Below are 19,322 nucleotides of genomic sequence, written 5' to 3' on the forward strand. Positions count from 1 at the left end.
CATAAAATGTATAAAACTACACTCCAGTGAAGTTTGAAAATGAACAAATCTTGTTTTAAATTCAGTATACATGCACAGTACAGAAGAGTACCGTGATGGACTTAAAAAAATGGTTTGAGCAGTGTTGCCAAACCATATTAAGTATAAAAAAAATAATGGGAGGTAATGTATATGTCGGTAAAATCAGGTAAATCCATTGTATTTGTGATGATCTGTGTTTTAGCTTTTATGTTAAGCTTTTCTGTAGGCGTATTTGCTAATGAATCCCCAAATATGGCACAGGTAGATAATATTTTTAATATTCAAGGGAGTAATGTTGTAATAAATAAGAATGTCAGGCTGTTTCAAGATACTGTGGTAACAGGGGATTTAGAGTTAAGGGATGGAGAGCTGGATTTAGACGGAAATGAGCTGGTGGTTACGGGAAACCTAATTCAAAAGGGCGGAAAAATTATATTAAATGGTGGAAAGTTAAAGGTAGAAAAAAACTACACCATAGGTAGTGAAGGAAATTATCCAAATGCTTATTTGATTATGAAAAATGAAAATGATTACATAGAGGTAAAAGGTTCTTTTGCAACATATTCAAGCAATTCCCATATTGGTTGCCTAACGGCAGGTACATTGGAAGTAAAGGGGGACTTTTTTCAGAAAGTTGACATTAAAAAACAAAATATTCAAGCAACTTCGTTGCAAGTGGAACACATAAAGTAATACTAAGTGGGGAAGGAATTCAGACAGTGGAATTTAACAGCCCTGAGTACTCATATATGAACATTCTTTGCATAACAAAGCCTTTAGAGGAAGGATATAATTTTGTTAATGAGGAAAGGGTATGGGTTAAGCTGGTTAAGCTTTTTGATGAAGTACCAAAAAACTCTTTAGAAGTAAATGTTTTAGGTGATGGTTTTGTAAAAGAAAATGGTGAGAAAGTTCTTCCAACAAGTTATAAGTATGATTATGAAGTTGGAACTGAGATTGAGTTAGAGGCCTATGCAAATGAAGGTTCTGAATTTGCTTATTGGGAAGATGGAGAAATTGGAAGAATTTTATCCGACAATCCTATATATAAATTAGTAATGGGAACAGGTGCAAAACTTAAAGCAGTATTTTATCAGAATCCGGAAGTTGCAGAGGAACTTATGGTGGTATTTAAGGACAGGAGCGGAAGAATACTTCAGTCTACCAAAGTACCTAAAAATGAGGAAGCTGTCGCTCCGGAAGACCCGTATATGACAGGATACAGGTTTGTAAGATGGAATCAGGACTTTAGCAATGTTGTATCTAATATGATAATAACACCTGTTTTTAGAAGACTGGCAGATCTTTATACAGTGACTGTTACAGGCGGAGAATTGTCTACAGGCGGAACAGAAGGCCAGTACCTCTTTGATGTTCCGGTAGAGGTTGTTGCAAATAAAGCTCCGGAAGGCAAGAAATTCAGTCATTGGGAACAAGACGGAATAAAAGTCAGCACAAAGAGTACATTTTCTTTCTTTGTACCAATGAGGGATACTAATTTGACGGCTGTTTTTGTAGATGAAAATGAAGTTTTAGATACAGAGCCTTTTATTGCACTGTCAGAAAACACTATTGTGGATCATCTTGACCATACGGTTATATTCACTGCAACAAGAAATATGACAGAAGGGTATCAGCTGATAGAAAGCGGTATTATTCTCCTTAAATCATACGAAGAGTTGCAAGAACCTTTAACTTTAGAAACTGAGAATATAATACGTGGAAGGATAAGTAATGACTCTACCAGCCAGTTCTACGTACGCAAGATAAACGTGGAGGACGGTGCTACCTGGTATGGAAGGGCGTACTTAATTTATAAAAATCCTGAAGGTGTTATAAAAACTGTATATAGTGAAGTAACTGCTAAGGGGACAATGGAGTTACCGGAATAATACCCGGAGGATTGTTATATATAAAAGGGTACAGGAGGTGAATGAAATGAAAAAGCCGTATGAAAAGCCAGAAATGGAGATAACAAAGTTTGAGACAGAAGATATTGCATACAGCGCACCCGATCCATCGGGAATGGATGGGATAGATCTTAATTAAGGAAAAGCATAAAAACAGGCAGAAAATTCTGCCTGTTTTACGCATTTTCAGGGGCACGGAAAAAACAAAAGAGGGAGAGAAAAGATTATGAGATTAAAATTTTGCGTTGTTTTGGTAATGGCAGTATTTATAATAAATATCATGGCAGGGATTAATGTTTTAGCACAAAATGAAGTTATAGAATTTGAAGACGTACATGAGGGTTTTTGGGCAAAAAGTGCAATAGACAATTGGAAAGACCGTGGGGTTATAAAAGGGGACGGAAAAAAATTCAATCCAAATAATAATATTACCCGTGCAGAGATGGTGGCAATTTTAAATAATATTTTTAAATTTCATTTGAAAAAAGACAACCCTTTTTCTGATGTGAAAGAGGGGGCGTGGTATTATGATGCTATAGTTAAAGGGTATGCCCATGGTGTAATTAAAGGAAATTTTGATGAAAAGGGGAGTTTGGAGGCAAGACCCAACCACCCGCTAACCCGTGCTGAAGCGGCGGTTATATTTACCAATGTGTTTTCTATAGAAGTTCCTTCTGACTATAATTCAAATTTTAAAGATGAAAACTTGCCTAAATGGGCGGAAAACTCAATTTTTGCCATGGAGGCAGAAGGGTATATACGTGGAAAAGAGGAAGGATTCTTTGATCCTTACAGCAATTTGACAAGGGCAGAGATGGTACAGATTCTTGACAATGTTATAAAGCTTTATTTGGATGCTCCCGGTGAGTACAGTGCAGATGTAGCCGGAAATGTAGTTATAAGTTCACCCGGGGTTAAGCTTAAAAATATGAAAATAGAGGGAAATCTTTATTTGGCAGAAGGAATTGGAGACGGGGATGTTGAATTTGAAAATGTCTATGTGTCCGGTATCACCTTTGTAAGAGGTGGAAGTAGTGATGGAATAAAAGCAGTAAACAGTGTTTTTGGGACGGTTAAAATTGAAAAAGAAGGAATAAATCTAAATTTAGCTAATGAGGATACCGGGGATTTGGAAGAGGAAAAAGAAGATATACCGGCAGCTCCGGAAGACAGCGAAGGTCAAAAAGATGAAAGGGGACAAAATTCAAAGGAACAAGGCGCAGAAAACCAAGAATCAGAAAACAAGGGAGATAAAGGAACACCGGGAGAGAATAAAGATGAACAGGGTACTTCGGGAGAAAATAAAGATGATCAAGGGTCAGGGGGTGAAGAGCCGGATGATGGTTCTCACTACCCTGATAGTGCGGATATAGTAGATTATTAATTGGGAGGATTTATTTAAGTGAACCGTTATAAAATAGCAGATTTGGGAGTGGAAATTAAGTCTTTGCAAAAAACTTTAAAAGTACGCTCTAAGCCATATATTTGCGAAGATGTAGAGAAGATAGACATTAAAATACATATGACAGATGAAAAATTACAAAAACTAAAGGATAAACATCCTACACTTGGTTTTGATGAATTGGAGTATATTTTTACGGGCTTTGCTTTTTCAAATTCTATTTTGGATTTTAATGGTTTTTGCCTGCACTCTTCTGCAGTTTCAGTGGACAATAAGGCGGTGCTGTTTTCTGCACCCTGCGGCACCGGAAAGTCTACTCATACAAGGCTGTGGACAGAGTATTTTGGAAAAGAAAAAGCAGTTATAATAAATGATGATAAGCCTGCTATCCGGCTGGTTGATGATGTTTTCTATGTATACGGGACGCCCTGGAGCGGAAAGAACAATATACATACCAATATAAAAGTGCCGCTGCAGGCAATTGTGTTTATCCGGCAGTCTGAAGAAAACTATGTTGAAGTTTTAAAAAGCAGGGAAGTCGTTAAACTTTTGATGGAACAGAGTTTGCGCCCGTTTAGCAGTAATAATGATGGAATGAGTAATTTACTTAACATTTTAGATTCTATAATTAAAAAAATACCCATATACCGTCTGGGTTGTAATATAAGTATGGATGCTGTAGAATTAATTTACAGTACTGTTAACGGGGCGTAATTGGAAAGCCGAAAGCAGGGATAATGTGAAGGAGATAATGTAAAAGAGATAATATAAAAGAGATAATATAAAGGAAAGGGTAATTGGGTATGAAAATAAAATCAGGATATATTATGAGGGAAGTTGCAGACAATTATGTTGTAGTTCCAACAGGCCAGGCTACAGTTGATTTTAACGGAATGATAACGTTAAATGAAACAGGAGCTTTTTTGTGGGAACAGCTGGCAGAGGAAAAGAATTTAGAAGAGTTGGTGGAAAATTTTACAAAAGAATATGATGTGGATGAGGCTACCGCCAGAAAAGATATTATGGAGTTTGTTGAAAAACTTAAGGATGCTGATTTAATTGACTGTTGATAAATTGACTAATGATGAATGGATTAATAATAAACAGGAAGATGATAAAATGACTGACAGTAGATTGGGTCATGATAAACCGGCTAATAAAATAACCCTGTCTGAAGCTCATGAGCTAATTGAAGAGGTCTTAAATAATGCTGGGGAAATTGTGCTTACAGTTATGGGAAATAGCATGTTTCCTATGCTTAGGCATGGAAGGGACAGGGTTTGTATTGTAAAGGCAAAAGATAATGCTTTAAAAAAGTACGACATACTGCTTTTTATAAGGGATGACGGCAAGTACATACTGCACAGGGTTGTAGGTGTAAAGCCTGACGGGTATGTTGTGATTGGAGATAATCAGTATGTTAAAGAGTATCCGGTTAAGCATTCCCAGGTAATAGGGGTGGTAAAGGGCTTTTGGAGGAATGGAAAATATACATCCTGTGATGCTTTTTTTTATAATGTTTATGTAAGGTTTTGGAGCTGGACATTTTTTATACGGCTTATTTTGCACAAGGGGAAGTTGCTGTGCAAAAGATTAATTTGCATATGGCTGAATGATTATAAATAATTAAAGAACTATAAATGGCTGAAAAATTATAAAAGATTAGATAATTATAAATGGTTAAAGAGCTATGATTAATTAAAGTATTTGTGATTGATTAAAGTATTATAGATGGTTAAAGTGTTGTAAACCATTGAAGAATTGAAAGTGGTTGGACAATATAAAAGATTGAAAATTTGGGGAAAGTACAAAATGAAGGACAAAAAAGTTTTGCTGTGGATATATAAAAACTCCAAATCCCAGATTTTAAGAATGGCTGTGCTGATTTTTACAAGCATAGTTGTAGCTGTAAACGGGGTAGCTATTGCTCTTTTTTCCCGTGGGCTTGTAGACAGTGCCCAGGAAGGTTCAAAGGACAGGTTGCTTGTACATGGATTTATTTTAGTTGCATTATTTTTACTGCAATTTGTATTAAGTATTACATGCAAGTATTTGCAAAAGGAAATGCAAAACAGACTTGAAAATTGCTACAAATCATATATGATGAGGGAATATTCTAAAAAGTATTATTCACATTTGAGAAAATATCATAAAGGGGATATATTAAGCAGATATACAGCGGATACATTAAAGGTAAGTGAAGGTGTATCGTCAATTTTGCCTGATTTTGCGAAATTTATTACAAAATTGATTTCTGCATTTGCCGCATTGTTTATTTTAAATAAAATTTTTACATCGGTATTTATAGCAGGCGGGATAGTGGTTATTTTTGTTGCAAGGCTTTTGAGAAACAGGGCTAAAAAGCTTCATAAAAATGTACAGGATAAAGATGCTTCATTACGTTCTTTTATTTATGAGCTTTTGGAAAATACAGTTGTTATAAAAGTTTTTAAAGCAGAAGATAGGATGCTGGATAAAACAAACCAACTGCAAAAGCGGCACTATAATGCCAAAAGGGAAAAGAATATTTTTGATGTATTTGCTGCAACGGGTTTTTCTTTTATTTTTGCAATGGTTTATTTGTATGCACTTGTTTGGAACAGCTACGGGCTTGTACATAATAATATAAGTTTTGGAACATTAGTAGCAATCCTGCAGCTTGTAGGCCATCTTCAGGCACCTTTTGCAGGGCTGTCCGGTCTTCTCCCCAAATTCTACGGGGTTTTGGCTTCAGCAGAGAGGATAATTGAAGTGGCTGAACTTCCGGAAGAACAGGGCTTAGAGGATGAAGATGCATATGATGTGCAGCAATACTCCGATATGGAATGTATAAAAGTACAGGGTGTGACTTTTGCATATGGTGAAGAAGAAGTTTTAAAAAATATATATCTGACAATTAATAAAGGCGATTTTACATTGGTATGCGGTGCTTCAGGTGCCGGAAAGAGCACTCTTTTAATGCTCCTTCTCGGGGTGTACTCCCCTGACAAGGGAAGGATTTTTCTAAAGACATATTCCAATGAAAAAATAGATATAAGCGGTCATGTGAGAAAATATTTTGCGTTTGTCCCACAAAAAAATATGATTTTTTCTGGGACTGTAAGAGAAAATATTTCATTTTTTAAGTCCGGTGCAACAGATGAAGAAATAATGGAGGCCGCTAAAATAAGCTGTGCAGATGAATTTATAAATTGGCTTCCTAATAAGCTGGATACTGTCATTGGAGAAAATTCTCAGGGACTTTCGGAAGGTCAGATACAAAGGCTTGCAATTGCAAGGGCAGTTTTGAGCGGTGCACCTATTGTGCTTTTAGATGAGGCAACTTCTGCATTAGATGAAATAACTGAAAAGAAAGTTTTGTTAAATCTAAAAAAGCTTACCCACAGGACTTTTGTTTTTGTAAGTCATAAAAAAACCCTCAGCTCCTTATATAATAATGTAATTAATATTAAAAAAGGAAAGGCTTATCAAAAAAGATATGATAATGGAAAAAGGTACAGGGACAAAAAAAGATATAATAAGGGATATGGCGGTACAAAGGAATATAGCGATAAAAAGGGATATAATGATAGGAAGGAATGCAGTGGTAGAAAGGCATATAGCGATATAAAAGCATATAGCGACAAAAAGGGATACAGCGACATAGAGGTATACGACATTAGAGGGAGGTATGACGGAGGTGAAAAACATGGCAACAGGAGGGGTACATATGAAGGGATTTAAAGATGAAAAGCAGTATTTGATACATTTAATTTCTCAAGCCATAAATGAAAAAAAAGCAGGGAATCCTCCTAAAAATATAAAATGGGAAAAACTTTATAATTTAGCTTGCTATCATAAAGTTTCCAATATTATTTATTACTCATTAAAAGACGTTAAGGATGAGTATAAAATGCCTGAAGATATATGGCAGAAAATATACGGTGACTATAAAAAAGGTGTTGCAAAGGAAGCAGTGCAGCATGTAATGACAGAAATGATTTTGGAGGAATATGAGAAAAGCCGGATTGAATGCATACCCCTTAAGGGATATGTGTTGAAGGGTTTTTATCCTAAACCAGATATGAGGACAATGGGGGATATAGATATTTTCTATAATGAGAAAAAGACGCTTGAGGTACGGCAGGTTATGAAAAACATGGGGTTTAAAATTGTAAAGGTTGAGGATAAACATGATAAATACTATAAAAAGCCTTTTATGACTTTGGAGTTGCATAAAAGTCTCATGGGAAGGGCTGAGCCCTATGCTTCTTATTACAAAGATGTTTGGAACAAAATGAAAACAAGGGATAATTCCCAGTATATATATGAGTTTTCAAAAGAAGATTTTTATATTTTTTTACTGGTGCATTTTACAAAACACTTTGAAAACGCAGGGACAGGTGTCCGCAGTGTTCTTGACATTTGGGTGTATAATAAAAAGTTTTATAATGAGATGGATTGGGATTATATTAAAGATGAGCTTAAAAAAATCAAACTTGATGAATTTGAAGAAAATATACGTGGGCTGTCTGAGTTCTGGTTTGATAATAAGATGGTTGAAGGGAAAAAACGTGAATTTTATAATTTACTAGGGGAGTATATTTTATCAAGCGGTGTTTATGGAACAGTAAAAAATAGCGTTATGGTGGCTATGGGTAAAAAGTTTGAAGAAAAAAGCCATGGAAAAAAGTCAAAATATATTTATGGTTTTAGAATGATTTTTCCTGGCTTAGAGGGAATGAAAAAGAGATTTAATATTTTAAACAGGTTTCCCTTCCTTCTTCCTGTGTTTTGGGTGTTTAGGCTGGTGAGGGGTATTTTGTTTAGAAGGGAGAGGGCATTTAGAAGTGTAGAGTCGGTTTACTCTGCTTCTGATAAGGAGTTAGCGGAAATTCTGGATTTACACAAAAAGGCAGGACTTTATAAAAAGGCTTAGTAAGGAGTGTGTTTAATATAAATAATATAGATAAAAAAATAAGATATATAATGACGGTACTTTTTTGGCTGCTTGCAGTTATTTGGGCTATATCCATTATTTCATTTTCCAGCGACCCTGCTCATGTTTCGAAGGAAAAAAGTGGTTTGATTTTAGAGAAAATAGAGCCTTTTGTAGAGAGAATAATTGAGGAATATGATATTAAATTTATTGATTTAGATGACCTTCATTTCTACATACGTAAATCGGCACATGTGTTTATATACTTTTTGCTGAGTGTTTTCATGTGTCTTGGGTGGAAGACCGTCAGGACAAGGGGGTTAAGGCCTTATTATATCACATGGGTTATGGCTACTGTTTTTTCTATTATAGATGAGATATATCAGGTATTTATTCCGGGAAGAAGCGGGGAAGTAAGAGATGTATTTTTAGATAATGCAGGTATTGTATTGGGACTTTTGTTTGTTGCATTTGGTATTTTTTTATTTAAAAAATTAAGAAGAAGATTAAAAAAATTAAGGAAAAATTAAGAAAACAGATTTTTTAAAAAGACAATGAATGAGACAATGAATGCAAAATTTTAAAAAATATATTTTGCAATGCAGGTTGAAATGAAATTGAAATACAATGTTAATTTAGATATAATAAAACATTATATTTTGATTTGTAAGGAGAGGTTATTTTGAATAGGGAATTAGTTTTGGTGCTTGATTTTGGAAGCCGGCATAATCAGCTTATTGGAAGGAAGGTAAGGGAAGCAGAGGTTTATTCAGAGGTACTGCCTTACCACGCTTCTATTGACAAAATAAAGGCTATGAATCCAAAGGGGATTATTTTTATTGGGGATTCTGATTCTATAAAAGAGCCAGGGGCTAAACTTTGTGATAAAGGTGTTTTTGAATTGGGGGTTCCCATCCTTGGTATTTGTTATGGCATGCATTTAATAAACAGTATAATGGGCGGGAGCTTTAAAAAAGTCCAGTGGGAAGGCGGCAAAAATGACATTTGTTTAGAGGGAAAAAGCAGGCTTTTTGAAAAACTTGAAGGGGATACTACAGGCTGGATGAATTCCAGCTATTTGGCTGACAGCCTTCCGGAAGGTTTTGAGGTTACTGCACGGTTAAAGAACGGGGAGATTGCAGCAATTGAAAATGAAGAGAAGAAATTGTACGGGGTGCAGTTTCATCCTGAATTAAGTGATACCCCTAAGGGTAAGGATATTTTGAAAAATTTCCTTTACAATATTTGCGGGTGCAGAGGGGACTGGAAAATGTCTTCCTTTGTTGAAGAGTCAATAAAGGAAATAAAAGAAAAAGTGGGGGACAAAAAGGTTTTGTGTGCCCTTTCGGGAGGAGTGGATTCCTCTGTAGCTGCCGTTATGATTCATAAAGCTATAGGCAAGCAGCTTACATGTATTTTTGTTGACCACGGTCTTTTGAGAAAAGATGAGGGAGACCAGGTGGAAGAACTTTTTAGAAAACAGTATGATATAAACTTGGTAAGAGTAAATGCGCAGGACAGGTTTTTGGACAAGTTAAAGGGAGTTACGGATCCTGAGAGAAAGAGAAAAATAATTGGGGAAGAGTTTATAAGGGTTTTTGAGGAAGAGGCAAAAAAGATAGGAAAGGTGGATTTTCTCGTACAGGGAACCATTTATCCTGATGTAATTGAAAGCGGTGCCGGTGACGGGGCTGTTATTAAAAGCCACCACAATGTAGGCGGTCTTCCTGACCATGTTGATTTTAAGGAAATTATAGAGCCTTTGAGGAATCTTTTTAAAGAGGAAGTCAGGAAAGCAGGTTTGGAGCTGGGAATACCTGAAGATATGGTTATGAGGCAGCCTTTCCCGGGACCTGGGCTTGGAATAAGGATTATAGGTGAAATAACAAGGGAAAAGCTTGATATACTACGGGAAGCGGATTATATTTTCAGGGAAGAAATTAAAAGAGCAGGTTTGGACAGGGAAGTAAATCAGTATTTCACGGTACTTACAAACATGAGAAGCGTAGGGGTAAAAGATGACAAAAGAACCTATGATTATACTTTGGCGTTGAGAGCTGTTAAAACCACTGATTTTATGACGGCAAAGTGGGCAAAGCTTCCTTATGATTTGTTGGAGAGAGTGTCTGACAGGATTGTAAATGAGGTGGGGCATATAAACAGAATTGTATATGACATAACAGGAAAACCCCCGGCGACAATAGAGTGGGAGTAGGCAGTTTTTCATTTATGAATGATGTACAAAATGAAGAAATCTTTTAAGGCGTTCACCGGTTGTTGTGAACGCTTTAGTTTATGTAAATTTAAGTTTACTACAATTGGCAACTTGAAATTATGTTAATGACAAGATAAAAATATGTGGAATTTTTAAGGCAAAATTGTTATACTTAGATATAGTTCTAATTTCAAAATGAGGTGGATAATGTAAAAAGTGCTTTAAAAAAAGGTATACCAACATGAAAATTGACGTTGATAACATTGAAGAAATCAGACATATGATTTTAAATTTGGATTCAAGTGAATATAGCACTAATAATGTTTCGGGTAAAATTATCAAGGATATTGTAAATAATAAAATTAGCAGGTGATTTATTTTTTTATAAGTTTTATTTATAAAAATAATGTTTGATTTTGAAAGGGATTTCATTGACAAAAAGTAAACCAATTTGATACTATTATTATTGTGATAAAAGAGGTAAATTTAATGAAGGTGAGAGGGACATCTTTTAGTTATAACGCTTTAGGGTTGGGTAAGTTCGCCAACTCTCTTTTTAATTTTAACTGTTAATGGAGGTTTGGATATATGACAGAAACAAGAGCCACAAAAGTTGCTATAGTGACAGAAACTGATATTAACATTTTTCAAGACTGCACTGAATTGTTAAATGAATTTGATGTGGAGGTCTTGATTAATTCAAATCTTGATGCTTCCAAAGATGCTGTTGAATATGTACAGAATGCAGAATCTGAGGGAGTAGGGGTTATTGTTGCTGGCTATAAAAAAGGCTCTAATTTTGCAGAAAGTTTAGCAAAAGTGACTAATATTCCTGTTATAGCAGTTCCAATTAAGCAGGAAAATGATAAAGGGTTGGATTTACTTTCGTCAATGCTTAATGGGGAGGAAAGTGTCCCTGTTGCAACGGTAGCTGTTAACGGAATAAAAAATGCAGCTTTGCTTGCAGTTCAAATTCTTTCCACCAGCTGCAGGGAGCTGAGGGAGAAAATGAAAAACTATAAAAATGATTTAAAAGAAATGGTGGAAGAAAGAGATAAATTATTAAGGCAACAGTATGAAGCTAAGTAAGAAATCTAACAATAATCTACATAATGGGATTAATTTTTATGTAAGGGAGAAGTTTATATGAGTGTTAATGGGGAATTTATACAACAAGATAAAGATTATTTCTTTTTAGAAGATGATTTTAGATTAGATAAGTTGAATGAGGAGTGTGGGGTGTTTGGAATTTTTAACAGACAAGGAGGTAATGCAGCCAGAGCTACTTATTATGCACTATATGCCCTTCAGCACAGAGGGCAGGAAAGCTGCGGGATTGCTGTAAATTCAGATGAAAACTTGGTTTTTCATAGAGATATGGGACTTGTACCTGAAATATTTACAGAAAAAATACTTAATAAACTTGAAGGAAATGTTTCAATAGGTCATGTGAGATATTCTACGGCAAAGGAAAACATAAGGGAAAATTCCCAGCCCATGGTGATAAAATACAAAAATGGCAAATTAGCCCTTGCCCACAATGGAAATCTTGTAAATTCAAATGAGATTAGGGAAAAGTTTGAGGAAGAAGGTGTTATATTTCAGTCTACTATAGATTCAGAGCTTATTTTAAATCTTATTTCCAGACACAGGGTTACAAGTTCTGGAATTGAAGAGGCGATAATAAAGACAATGCAGGAAATAAAAGGTTCGTATGCATTGATTATGTTGTCTCCCAGAAAACTTATAGGGGTAAGGGATCCCTTAGGAATAAGACCTTTGTGCATTGGAATGACTGAAGACGGTTCCCATGTCCTTTCATCTGAATCATGTGCCTTAGATGCGGTGGGAGCTAGGTTTTTAAGAGATGTAAACCCGGGAGAAATAGTGGTTATTACAGAAGAGGGGCTAAACTCAATTCAGACAAAAGTACCCAATGAGTCAAAGCTTTGTATATTTGAGCATATATACTTTGCTAGACCTGACAGCTATATTGACGGGGCAAGTGTCTACAGAGCCAGGATAGAAGCTGGAAGAAGGCTTGCAATAGAGCATCCGGTGGATGCGGATTTAGTTATTGGTGTACCTGACTCCGGTCTTACTGCAGCACTGGGTTTTTCCCAGCAGTCCGGTATTCCCTATGGTATGGGGATTCTTAAAAACAGATATGTGGGTAGGACTTTTATCCAGCCGGAGGAGGGACAAAGGGAAAAATTTGTTAAAATCAAATTAAATGCCATAAAAGATGTGGTAAATGGCAAAAGGCTTGTAATGGTGGACGATTCCATAGTAAGAGGAACTACCAGCAGAAGAATAGTTGAGATGTTAAAGGAAGCCGGGGCTACTGAAGTTCATATGCGGGTTAGTTCTCCGCCGGTTAAATACCCCTGCTTTTTTGGAATAGATATTTCCAACAGTTCCCAACTTATTGCTGCTAAATATTCCACTGAAGAAATATGCAAAATGGTAGGAGCCGACAGTTTAGGATACTTAAGTGTTGAGGGGCTTTTAAAAACACCTTTGGGTTCAAAAACAGGTTTTTGTTCAGCTTGCTTTGAAGGTAAATATCCTATGGAAGTACCGGAGAATGCAAATAATTCTTCTTGTGGATGATTTTTTAAAAAAATAATGGTAAAATATCATTTGTTGGAGGTTTTTAAAAATGGCTACTTATAAAGATGCTGGTGTGGATATAGAGGCTGGTTATGAGGCAGTCAGATTAATGAGGGAAGATGTAAAGAGAACCTTTAGACCGGAAGTGCTTACTGATATAGGAGGGTTTGGGGGACTTTTTGCTTTAAATAAGGAAAAGTACATAGAACCTATACTGGTATCAGGGACTGACGGGGTAGGGACAAAGCTTAAAATTGCTTTTTTAATGGATAAGCATGATACCATTGGAATTGACTGCGTTGCCATGTGTGTAAACGATATAGTGTGCAGCGGTGCGGAACCTTTGTTTTTCTTAGATTATATTGCGTTGGGGAAAAACCGTCCTGAGCAAGTTACGGAAATTGTAAAGGGCATTTCAAAGGGATGTATTGAAGCAGGCTGTGCCTTAATTGGAGGGGAGACTGCTGAAATGCCGGGTTTTTATCCGGACGGAGAGTATGATGTGGCAGGTTTTGCAGTTGGTATTGTAGATAAAAGCAAAATTATCGACGGTAAAAATATAAAAGAAGGGGACAAGATAATAGGCATAGCTTCCTCAGGGATACACAGCAATGGGTATTCATTGGTGAGAAAAGTTTTGTCACCTACAAAAGAAAAGCTTAAAGAAAAGGTAAAATCCTTAGGTTCTACATTAGGAGAGGCTTTATTAAAGCCTACCAAAATATACGTTAAGACTATATTGGATTTAAAAGATAAATTTGAAATCAAAGGAATATCCCACATTACAGGTGGAGGATTTTACGAAAACATTCCAAGAATGATTCCGGAAGGGCTGGGGGTTAAGGTTTTTAAAGGTTCTTGGCCAATACTTCCGGTGTTTAATTTGCTTCAGGATGTGGGAATGATTGATGAAAACAATATGTTTAATACATTTAATATGGGAATAGGAATGGTTATTGCTGTAGATAATGAAATAGCAGATAGTGTATTGGAGTATTTAAATAAGGAAAAAGAGGAAGCCTACATTATAGGGGAGGTAGTCAGCGGAAAGGCCGGGGTTGAATTATGCTGAAGATAGGTGTTTTGGTTTCTGGAGGAGGGACAAATCTCCAGGCCTTAATTGACAAGATTGAAGAAGGCTATATTGGGAATTGTTCAATTGTTACAGTTGTTTCAAGCAAAGAAGGCGTATATGCATTAGAAAGGGCAAAGAAGCATGGTATTTCTGCAACGTGCATTGCAAGAAAGAATTATGCAGATATTAAAGAATATGATGAGGCTCTAATAAAGCATTTTGAAGAGTGCAAAGTTGACCTGATTGTTATGGCGGGTTTTTTATCCATTTTAGGGGAGACTTTTGTACAGCGTTTTAAGGGGAGGATAATTAATATTCACCCTTCTTTGATACCTTCTTTTTGCGGAAAAGGGTATTACGGGATAATTCCCCATCAAAAAGCCTTAGAATACGGGGTTAAAGTTACAGGGGCAACTGTTCACTTTGTAGAATTAGAGGCTGATTCAGGTCCTATTATTTTGCAAAAGGCTGTATATGTAAAAGATGACGATACTCCTGAAACGCTGCAAAAAAGAGTAATGGAAGAGGCGGAGTGGGAGATACTGCCAAAAGCAGTAAAGTTAATTTCAGAAGGAAAGATTTCAGTAGAGGGAAGAAGAGTTAGAATAAAAGACTGAGGGAAAATGTAAAAAAGAAGACAAAGATTGAATTTAAGTGGGAATAAATACAATATACATAAAAGGAGTGGTAATAATGATTAAACGTGCATTAATTAGTGTTTCAGACAAAACCGGTATTGTGGAATTTGCAAAAGAACTGGAAAGCCTTGGAGTTGAAATTATTTCAACAGGGGGTACTGCAAAAGTTTTAAGTGATAATGGTATAAAGGTAATTAATATATCCGATGTTACGGGTTTTCCGGAGTGCCTTGACGGAAGGGTAAAAACCCTTCATCCAAAGGTTCACGGCGGCATTTTGGCTATGAGAAGCAACCCGGAGCATATGAAGCAGCTTGAGGAGCTTGGAATAGAGCCTATTGATATGGTTGTTATAAACCTTTATCCTTTTAAGGAAACTATATTAAAGGGACATATTTCACTGGAGGAAGCTATTGAAAATATTGATATAGGTGGTCCTACCATGTTAAGGGCGGCAGCAAAAAATTATCAGGATGTTGTTGTGGTGGTGGACCCTTCCGATTATAAAATGGTTTTAGATGAAATAAAAAATTCAAAAGACATGTCTGTTAAGACCAAGTTTAAACTTGCATACAAAGTTTTTGAGCATACCAGCCATTACGACACTTTAATTGCAAAATATTTAAGGGACAAGACGGGTGAAGAAGAATTTCCAGAAACTTTATCCCTTACATTTGAAAAAGTGCAGGATATGAGATATGGGGAAAACCCTCATCAAAAGGCTGTTTTTTACAAAGAAGTGGGTGCAAATATCGGAAATTTAGTGTCGGCAAAACAGCATCACGGAAAAGAACTTTCATATAACAATATAAATGATGCCAATGGTGCATTAGAGCTTTTAAAAGAATTTGATGAGCCAACGGTTGTTGCAGTTAAACATGCTAATCCTTGCGGTGTGGCCAGCGGAAAAGACATATATGAAGCTTATTTGAAGACATATGAAGCAGACCCTGTTTCCATATTCGGCGGAATTATTGCTGCAAACAGGGAGATAGATGCAAGGACTGCAGAGGAGATAAATAAAATATTTATTGAAATTATAATTGCTCCATCATATACAAAGGAAGCTTTGGAAATTCTTACCCAGAAGAAAAATATCAGGATTTTAGAGCTTGATAATATTGCCACTAAATTGCCTGCGGGAACTTACGATATGAAAAAGGTTGCAGGCGGCTTATTGGTTCAAAACTACAATAATGAGCTTTTTGATGTTGATAAACTGGAGTATGTTACAGAAAAGAGACCTACACATGAAGAACTGGAAGATATGATATTTGGCATGAAAGTTGTAAAGCACACCAAGTCAAATGCAATAGTGTTGGTAAAAAATAAACAGTCAGTGGGAATAGGACCTGGACAGTCTAACAGGGTGACAGCTGCAAAGATTGCCATTGATTACGCAGGAGAAAAGGCTAAGGGCGCAGTAATGGCTTCAGATGCTTTCTTCCCGTTCCCGGATTGTGTTGAAGAAGCAGCTAAAGCAGGTGTTACTGCAATTATCCAGCCTGGCGGGGCAAAAAGAGACCAGGAGTCTATAGATGAATGCAATAAAAATGGTATTGCTATGGTATTTACCGGAATGAGGCATTTTAAACATTGATTATAGATACAGGCTTAAAGGAGAGGATTGGAATGAAAGTACTTGTTGTAGGAAGTGGCGGGCGTGAACATGCTCTTGTGTGGAAAATTGCACAAAGCAAATTGGTTGAGGAAGTATACTGTGCCCCAGGAAATGGCGGTATTTCATCAATAGCTATGTGTGTACCCATAGATGCCTTGGATGTAGATGGCGTGGTTAATTTCTCCAAAGAAAAAGAAATTGACCTGGTGGTGGTGGCAGCAGAAAACCCGTTAGCGGCAGGTATGGTTGACAAATTAGAAGAAAATGGGATAAGAGCCTTTGGACCAAATAAAGCTGCTACCATAATTGAGGGAAGTAAATCCTTTGCCAAGGAGCTTATGAAAAAATACGGAATACCTACAGCGGAGTATGAGGTTTTTGACAGTAGCGAAAAAGCTATTTCATATTTAGAAGAAAAAAACACCTATCCTATAGTTGTTAAAGCAGACGGACTTGCTTTGGGGAAAGGTGTGATAATAGCCCGGGATTTTGATGAAGCCAAAGAAGCAGTAAAAAGTATGATGGAGGAGAAGGCTTTTGGGGAAGCCGGGAATAAAGTTGTAATTGAGGAATTTTTGACTGGACAGGAAGTTACCGTCCTTGCTTTTACCGATGGAAAGACGGTAAAGCCTATGGTTAGTGCACAGGATCACAAAAGGGTATTTGACAATGATGAAGGACCTAATACAGGAGGTATGGGGGCTTTTTCACCAAGCAGGATATACACTCCGGAAGTTGAAAAGATTTGCATGGAAAAAATATTTATGCCTACAATAGAAGCTATGAATAAAGAAGGCAGAAAGTTTAAAGGAGTGTTGTATTTTGGTCTTATGGTTACAAAGGACGGTCCTAAGGTAGTGGAATACAATGCAAGATTTGGAGATCCTGAAGCACAGGTTGTGCTCCCAAGGCTTCAAACTGATATTTTGGAAATATTTAATGCTGTTATAGATGAAAAATTAGATGAAATTGATATAAAGTGGAGCGATAGCGGATGTGTATGTGTTATAATGGCTTCAGGGGGATATCCCAAAGAGTATGAAAAGGGTTTTGAAATATTAGGACTGGATGAAGCTCAAAAAGATGCTAATGTTGTTGTTTTCCATGCAGGAACCAAGAAGGAAAATGAAAAGTACATAACAGCAGGAGGAAGGGTCATAGGGGTTACTGCACTAGAGGACAGTCTGGATTCGGCAATTAAAAAGGCATATGAGGCTGTTGGAAAAATAAGCTTTAAAAATGCTCATTATAGAAAAGATATTGGGGTAAAATAAAAGAATTTCTCATGTGAGGTAGGTTTAATGGCGGACAAGTATATTTGTATTGATATTGGCGGGACAAAAATATTAGGTGCTATAGTTGATGAAAAAGACAATATAATTTGTGAGGTAAAAAAGAAAACCAAGGCTCATAAAGGTCTTGAAGTGGTGGAAGAAAGACTTTTAGGTGTGATAGAAGAGCTTTTGGAAAAATCCCAGGTACCAAAGGAAGAAATTGCAGCAATAGGAGCAGGTGCTCCCGGGGTTATAAATAAAGATACCGGGGAAATTATATATTCCCCCAACCTGCCCTGGAAAAACTATAATATAAAAAAAATTATTGAGGGCAAATTAGGAATACCTTTTGTTGTGGGAAATGATGCTAATGTTGGTATTATGGGAGAATGGAAATACGGTGCCGCCATAAATAAAAAAAATGTAGTTGGAATTTTTGTAGGGACAGGGATAGGAGGAGGGCTCATTGTAGATGATAAGCTTTTTACAGGGGCAAATCATTTAGCAGGTGAGCTGGGGCATATGGTTATAAATCCTGAAGGTCCCTACTGCAACTGCGGTCAAAGGGGCTGCCTTGAATCATATGCAGGAAAGGTGGCTATGACAAGGGAAATAAAGAATCAGATAAAAAGAGGCAGGGAGAGTATTTTAAAAGATTTAATGGATATGGAAAGTTCAGTTATTAGCAGTAAGCCGTTAAAAGAAGCTATTGAGGAAAAAGATGCTCTTGCTGTTGAAGTATTAGATAAAGCAATATATTACTTAGCTGCCGGGACAGGTTCTTTAATAAATATTTTTAATCCTGAAATGGTGGTATTAGGCGGCGGCGTAATAGAGTCTTTAGGCTGTTATATTATGCCGATTTTAAAGGAATATATAAAAAAATTTATACTTCCTGGCATGCTTGAAGGGACAGAAATTGTGGAAAGTGCATTGGGGGACCATTCTATTATATACGGTGCCCTTGCACTGGCTAAAGAAATTAAATAAAAGGTGTATTTTATTATGCTTACTACTAAAATAGGTATTTTAGGCGGGACATTTAATCCTATTCACAACGGGCATTTAATAATGGCAGAAGAAATACGGGAAACTTTCAGACTGGACAAGGTGCTTTTTATGCCTTCCGGAAATCCGCCTCACAAAACCGGCGGGGAAGTTATTGATAAAGAGCACAGGTTTAATATGGTTTGTGAAGCTGTAAAAGGGAATGATTTTTTTGAAGAATCCAGAATTGAAGTGGAAAGGGAAGGTTATACTTATACAATTGATACTTTAAGAAAATTAAAAACATTATTAAAAGATAATGTTTTGCTGTACTATATAGTAGGGGCTGATGTTTTATACGATTTATCAAAGTGGAAAGATTTTGAGCTGGTATTTAGAGAATGTGAGTTTATTGCGGCTTTAAGGCCCGGTTTTGAATCGGAAGGATTTGAAGGGCACATAAAGTATCTAGAAACTAAATACCATGCAAAAATAAAAAAAGCATATATTCCACTGATAGATATTTCTTCTACGGAAATAAGAAAGAGAGTAAAAGAGGGAAGGTCTATAAAGTATTTGGTTCCAGAAAGAGTGGAAAAATACATTAAAGAAAACAAGCTTTACTTATAAAAACAAACTTTGCTTATA

18 protein-coding genes are annotated in these 19,322 nt (G+C 36.3%); all 18 read left to right on the plus strand.

Annotation, left to right across the window (positions count from 1 at the left end):
• Positions 1–171: 171 nt before the first annotated feature.
• The 18 genes from HVS_RS17140 (at position 172) to nadD (ending at position 19,304) form a co-directional block, all read left to right on the plus strand.
• Entirely contained in the window at positions 172–714 is a 543-nt protein-coding gene (locus tag HVS_RS17140; RefSeq protein WP_242971700.1) for a hypothetical protein, read from the plus strand.
• Between the two features lie 26 nt (positions 715–740).
• A complete protein-coding gene (locus HVS_RS06175; protein ID WP_101300250.1) occupies positions 741–1,913 on the plus strand; it encodes an InlB B-repeat-containing protein in 1,173 nt (390 codons plus the stop codon).
• Between the two features lie 244 nt (positions 1,914–2,157).
• A complete protein-coding gene (locus HVS_RS06180) occupies positions 2,158–3,315 on the plus strand; it encodes an S-layer homology domain-containing protein (protein ID WP_101300252.1) in 1,158 nt (385 codons plus the stop codon).
• 18 nt (positions 3,316–3,333) lie between these two features.
• Positions 3,334–4,047: a hypothetical protein gene (locus HVS_RS06185; protein ID WP_101300254.1), complete on the plus strand. Its 714-nt coding sequence runs from the start codon at positions 3,334–3,336 to the stop codon at positions 4,045–4,047.
• A gap of 89 nt (positions 4,048–4,136) precedes the next feature.
• Positions 4,137–4,403, plus strand: a complete 267-nt coding sequence (locus HVS_RS06190; protein ID WP_101300256.1) for a PqqD family protein — start codon at positions 4,137–4,139, stop codon at positions 4,401–4,403.
• On the plus strand, positions 4,393–4,959 hold the full coding sequence (locus HVS_RS06195; protein WP_235827643.1) for a S24/S26 family peptidase: 567 nt from the start codon (positions 4,393–4,395) through the stop codon (positions 4,957–4,959). The genes HVS_RS06190 and HVS_RS06195 overlap by 11 nt, the downstream gene beginning before the upstream one ends.
• Positions 4,960–5,145: 186 nt before the next feature.
• Positions 5,146–7,056, plus strand: coding sequence for an ABC transporter ATP-binding protein (locus tag HVS_RS06200; RefSeq protein WP_101300258.1), 1,911 nt, complete (start codon positions 5,146–5,148; stop codon positions 7,054–7,056).
• On the plus strand, positions 7,043–8,251 hold the full coding sequence (locus HVS_RS06205; RefSeq protein ID WP_159063409.1) for a nucleotidyltransferase domain-containing protein: 1,209 nt from the start codon (positions 7,043–7,045) through the stop codon (positions 8,249–8,251). Before HVS_RS06200 ends, HVS_RS06205 begins: the two co-directional genes overlap by 14 nt.
• An 8-nt stretch (positions 8,252–8,259) precedes the next feature.
• Complete coding sequence (locus HVS_RS06210; protein ID WP_101300263.1) at positions 8,260–8,781, plus strand: VanZ family protein; 522 nt, start codon at positions 8,260–8,262, stop codon at positions 8,779–8,781.
• Positions 8,782–8,933: 152 nt separating this feature from the next.
• Positions 8,934–10,466 carry a glutamine-hydrolyzing GMP synthase gene (guaA, locus tag HVS_RS06215; protein WP_101300265.1) on the plus strand — a complete coding sequence of 511 codons (1,533 nt, stop codon included), beginning with the start codon at positions 8,934–8,936 and terminating at the stop codon, positions 10,464–10,466.
• A gap of 588 nt (positions 10,467–11,054) precedes the next feature.
• The gene (locus HVS_RS06220) at positions 11,055–11,555 is read left to right on the plus strand and encodes an AIR carboxylase family protein (protein WP_101300268.1); all 501 of its coding nucleotides are present in this window, start codon (positions 11,055–11,057) and stop codon (positions 11,553–11,555) included.
• 57 nt (positions 11,556–11,612) lie between these two features.
• Positions 11,613–13,079: an amidophosphoribosyltransferase gene (gene purF, locus HVS_RS06225; RefSeq protein WP_101300270.1), complete on the plus strand. Its 1,467-nt coding sequence runs from the start codon at positions 11,613–11,615 to the stop codon at positions 13,077–13,079.
• A gap of 49 nt (positions 13,080–13,128) precedes the next feature.
• Positions 13,129–14,151 (plus strand): phosphoribosylformylglycinamidine cyclo-ligase, encoded by a 1,023-nt coding sequence (purM, locus tag HVS_RS06230; RefSeq protein ID WP_101300272.1) that lies wholly within the window; start codon positions 13,129–13,131, stop codon positions 14,149–14,151.
• Positions 14,145–14,771 (plus strand): phosphoribosylglycinamide formyltransferase, encoded by a 627-nt coding sequence (purN, locus tag HVS_RS06235; protein ID WP_101300274.1) that lies wholly within the window; start codon positions 14,145–14,147, stop codon positions 14,769–14,771. Before purM ends, purN begins: the two co-directional genes overlap by 7 nt.
• A gap of 76 nt (positions 14,772–14,847) precedes the next feature.
• The gene (gene purH, locus HVS_RS06240) at positions 14,848–16,392 is read left to right on the plus strand and encodes a bifunctional phosphoribosylaminoimidazolecarboxamide formyltransferase/IMP cyclohydrolase (protein ID WP_101300276.1); all 1,545 of its coding nucleotides are present in this window, start codon (positions 14,848–14,850) and stop codon (positions 16,390–16,392) included.
• Positions 16,393–16,424: 32 nt separating this feature from the next.
• The gene (purD, locus tag HVS_RS06245; RefSeq protein ID WP_101304105.1) at positions 16,425–17,687 is read left to right on the plus strand and encodes a phosphoribosylamine--glycine ligase; all 1,263 of its coding nucleotides are present in this window, start codon (positions 16,425–16,427) and stop codon (positions 17,685–17,687) included.
• A 27-nt stretch (positions 17,688–17,714) separates the two neighbouring features.
• A complete protein-coding gene (locus HVS_RS06250) occupies positions 17,715–18,677 on the plus strand; it encodes an ROK family protein (protein WP_101300279.1) in 963 nt (320 codons plus the stop codon).
• A gap of 15 nt (positions 18,678–18,692) precedes the next feature.
• Positions 18,693–19,304, plus strand: a complete 612-nt coding sequence (nadD, locus tag HVS_RS06255) for a nicotinate-nucleotide adenylyltransferase (protein WP_101300283.1) — start codon at positions 18,693–18,695, stop codon at positions 19,302–19,304.
• Positions 19,305–19,322 lie beyond the last annotated feature (18 nt).

This window comes from Acetivibrio saccincola (genome assembly GCF_002844395.1).
Taxonomy (GTDB): domain Bacteria; phylum Bacillota; class Clostridia; order Acetivibrionales; family Acetivibrionaceae; genus Herbivorax; species Herbivorax saccincola.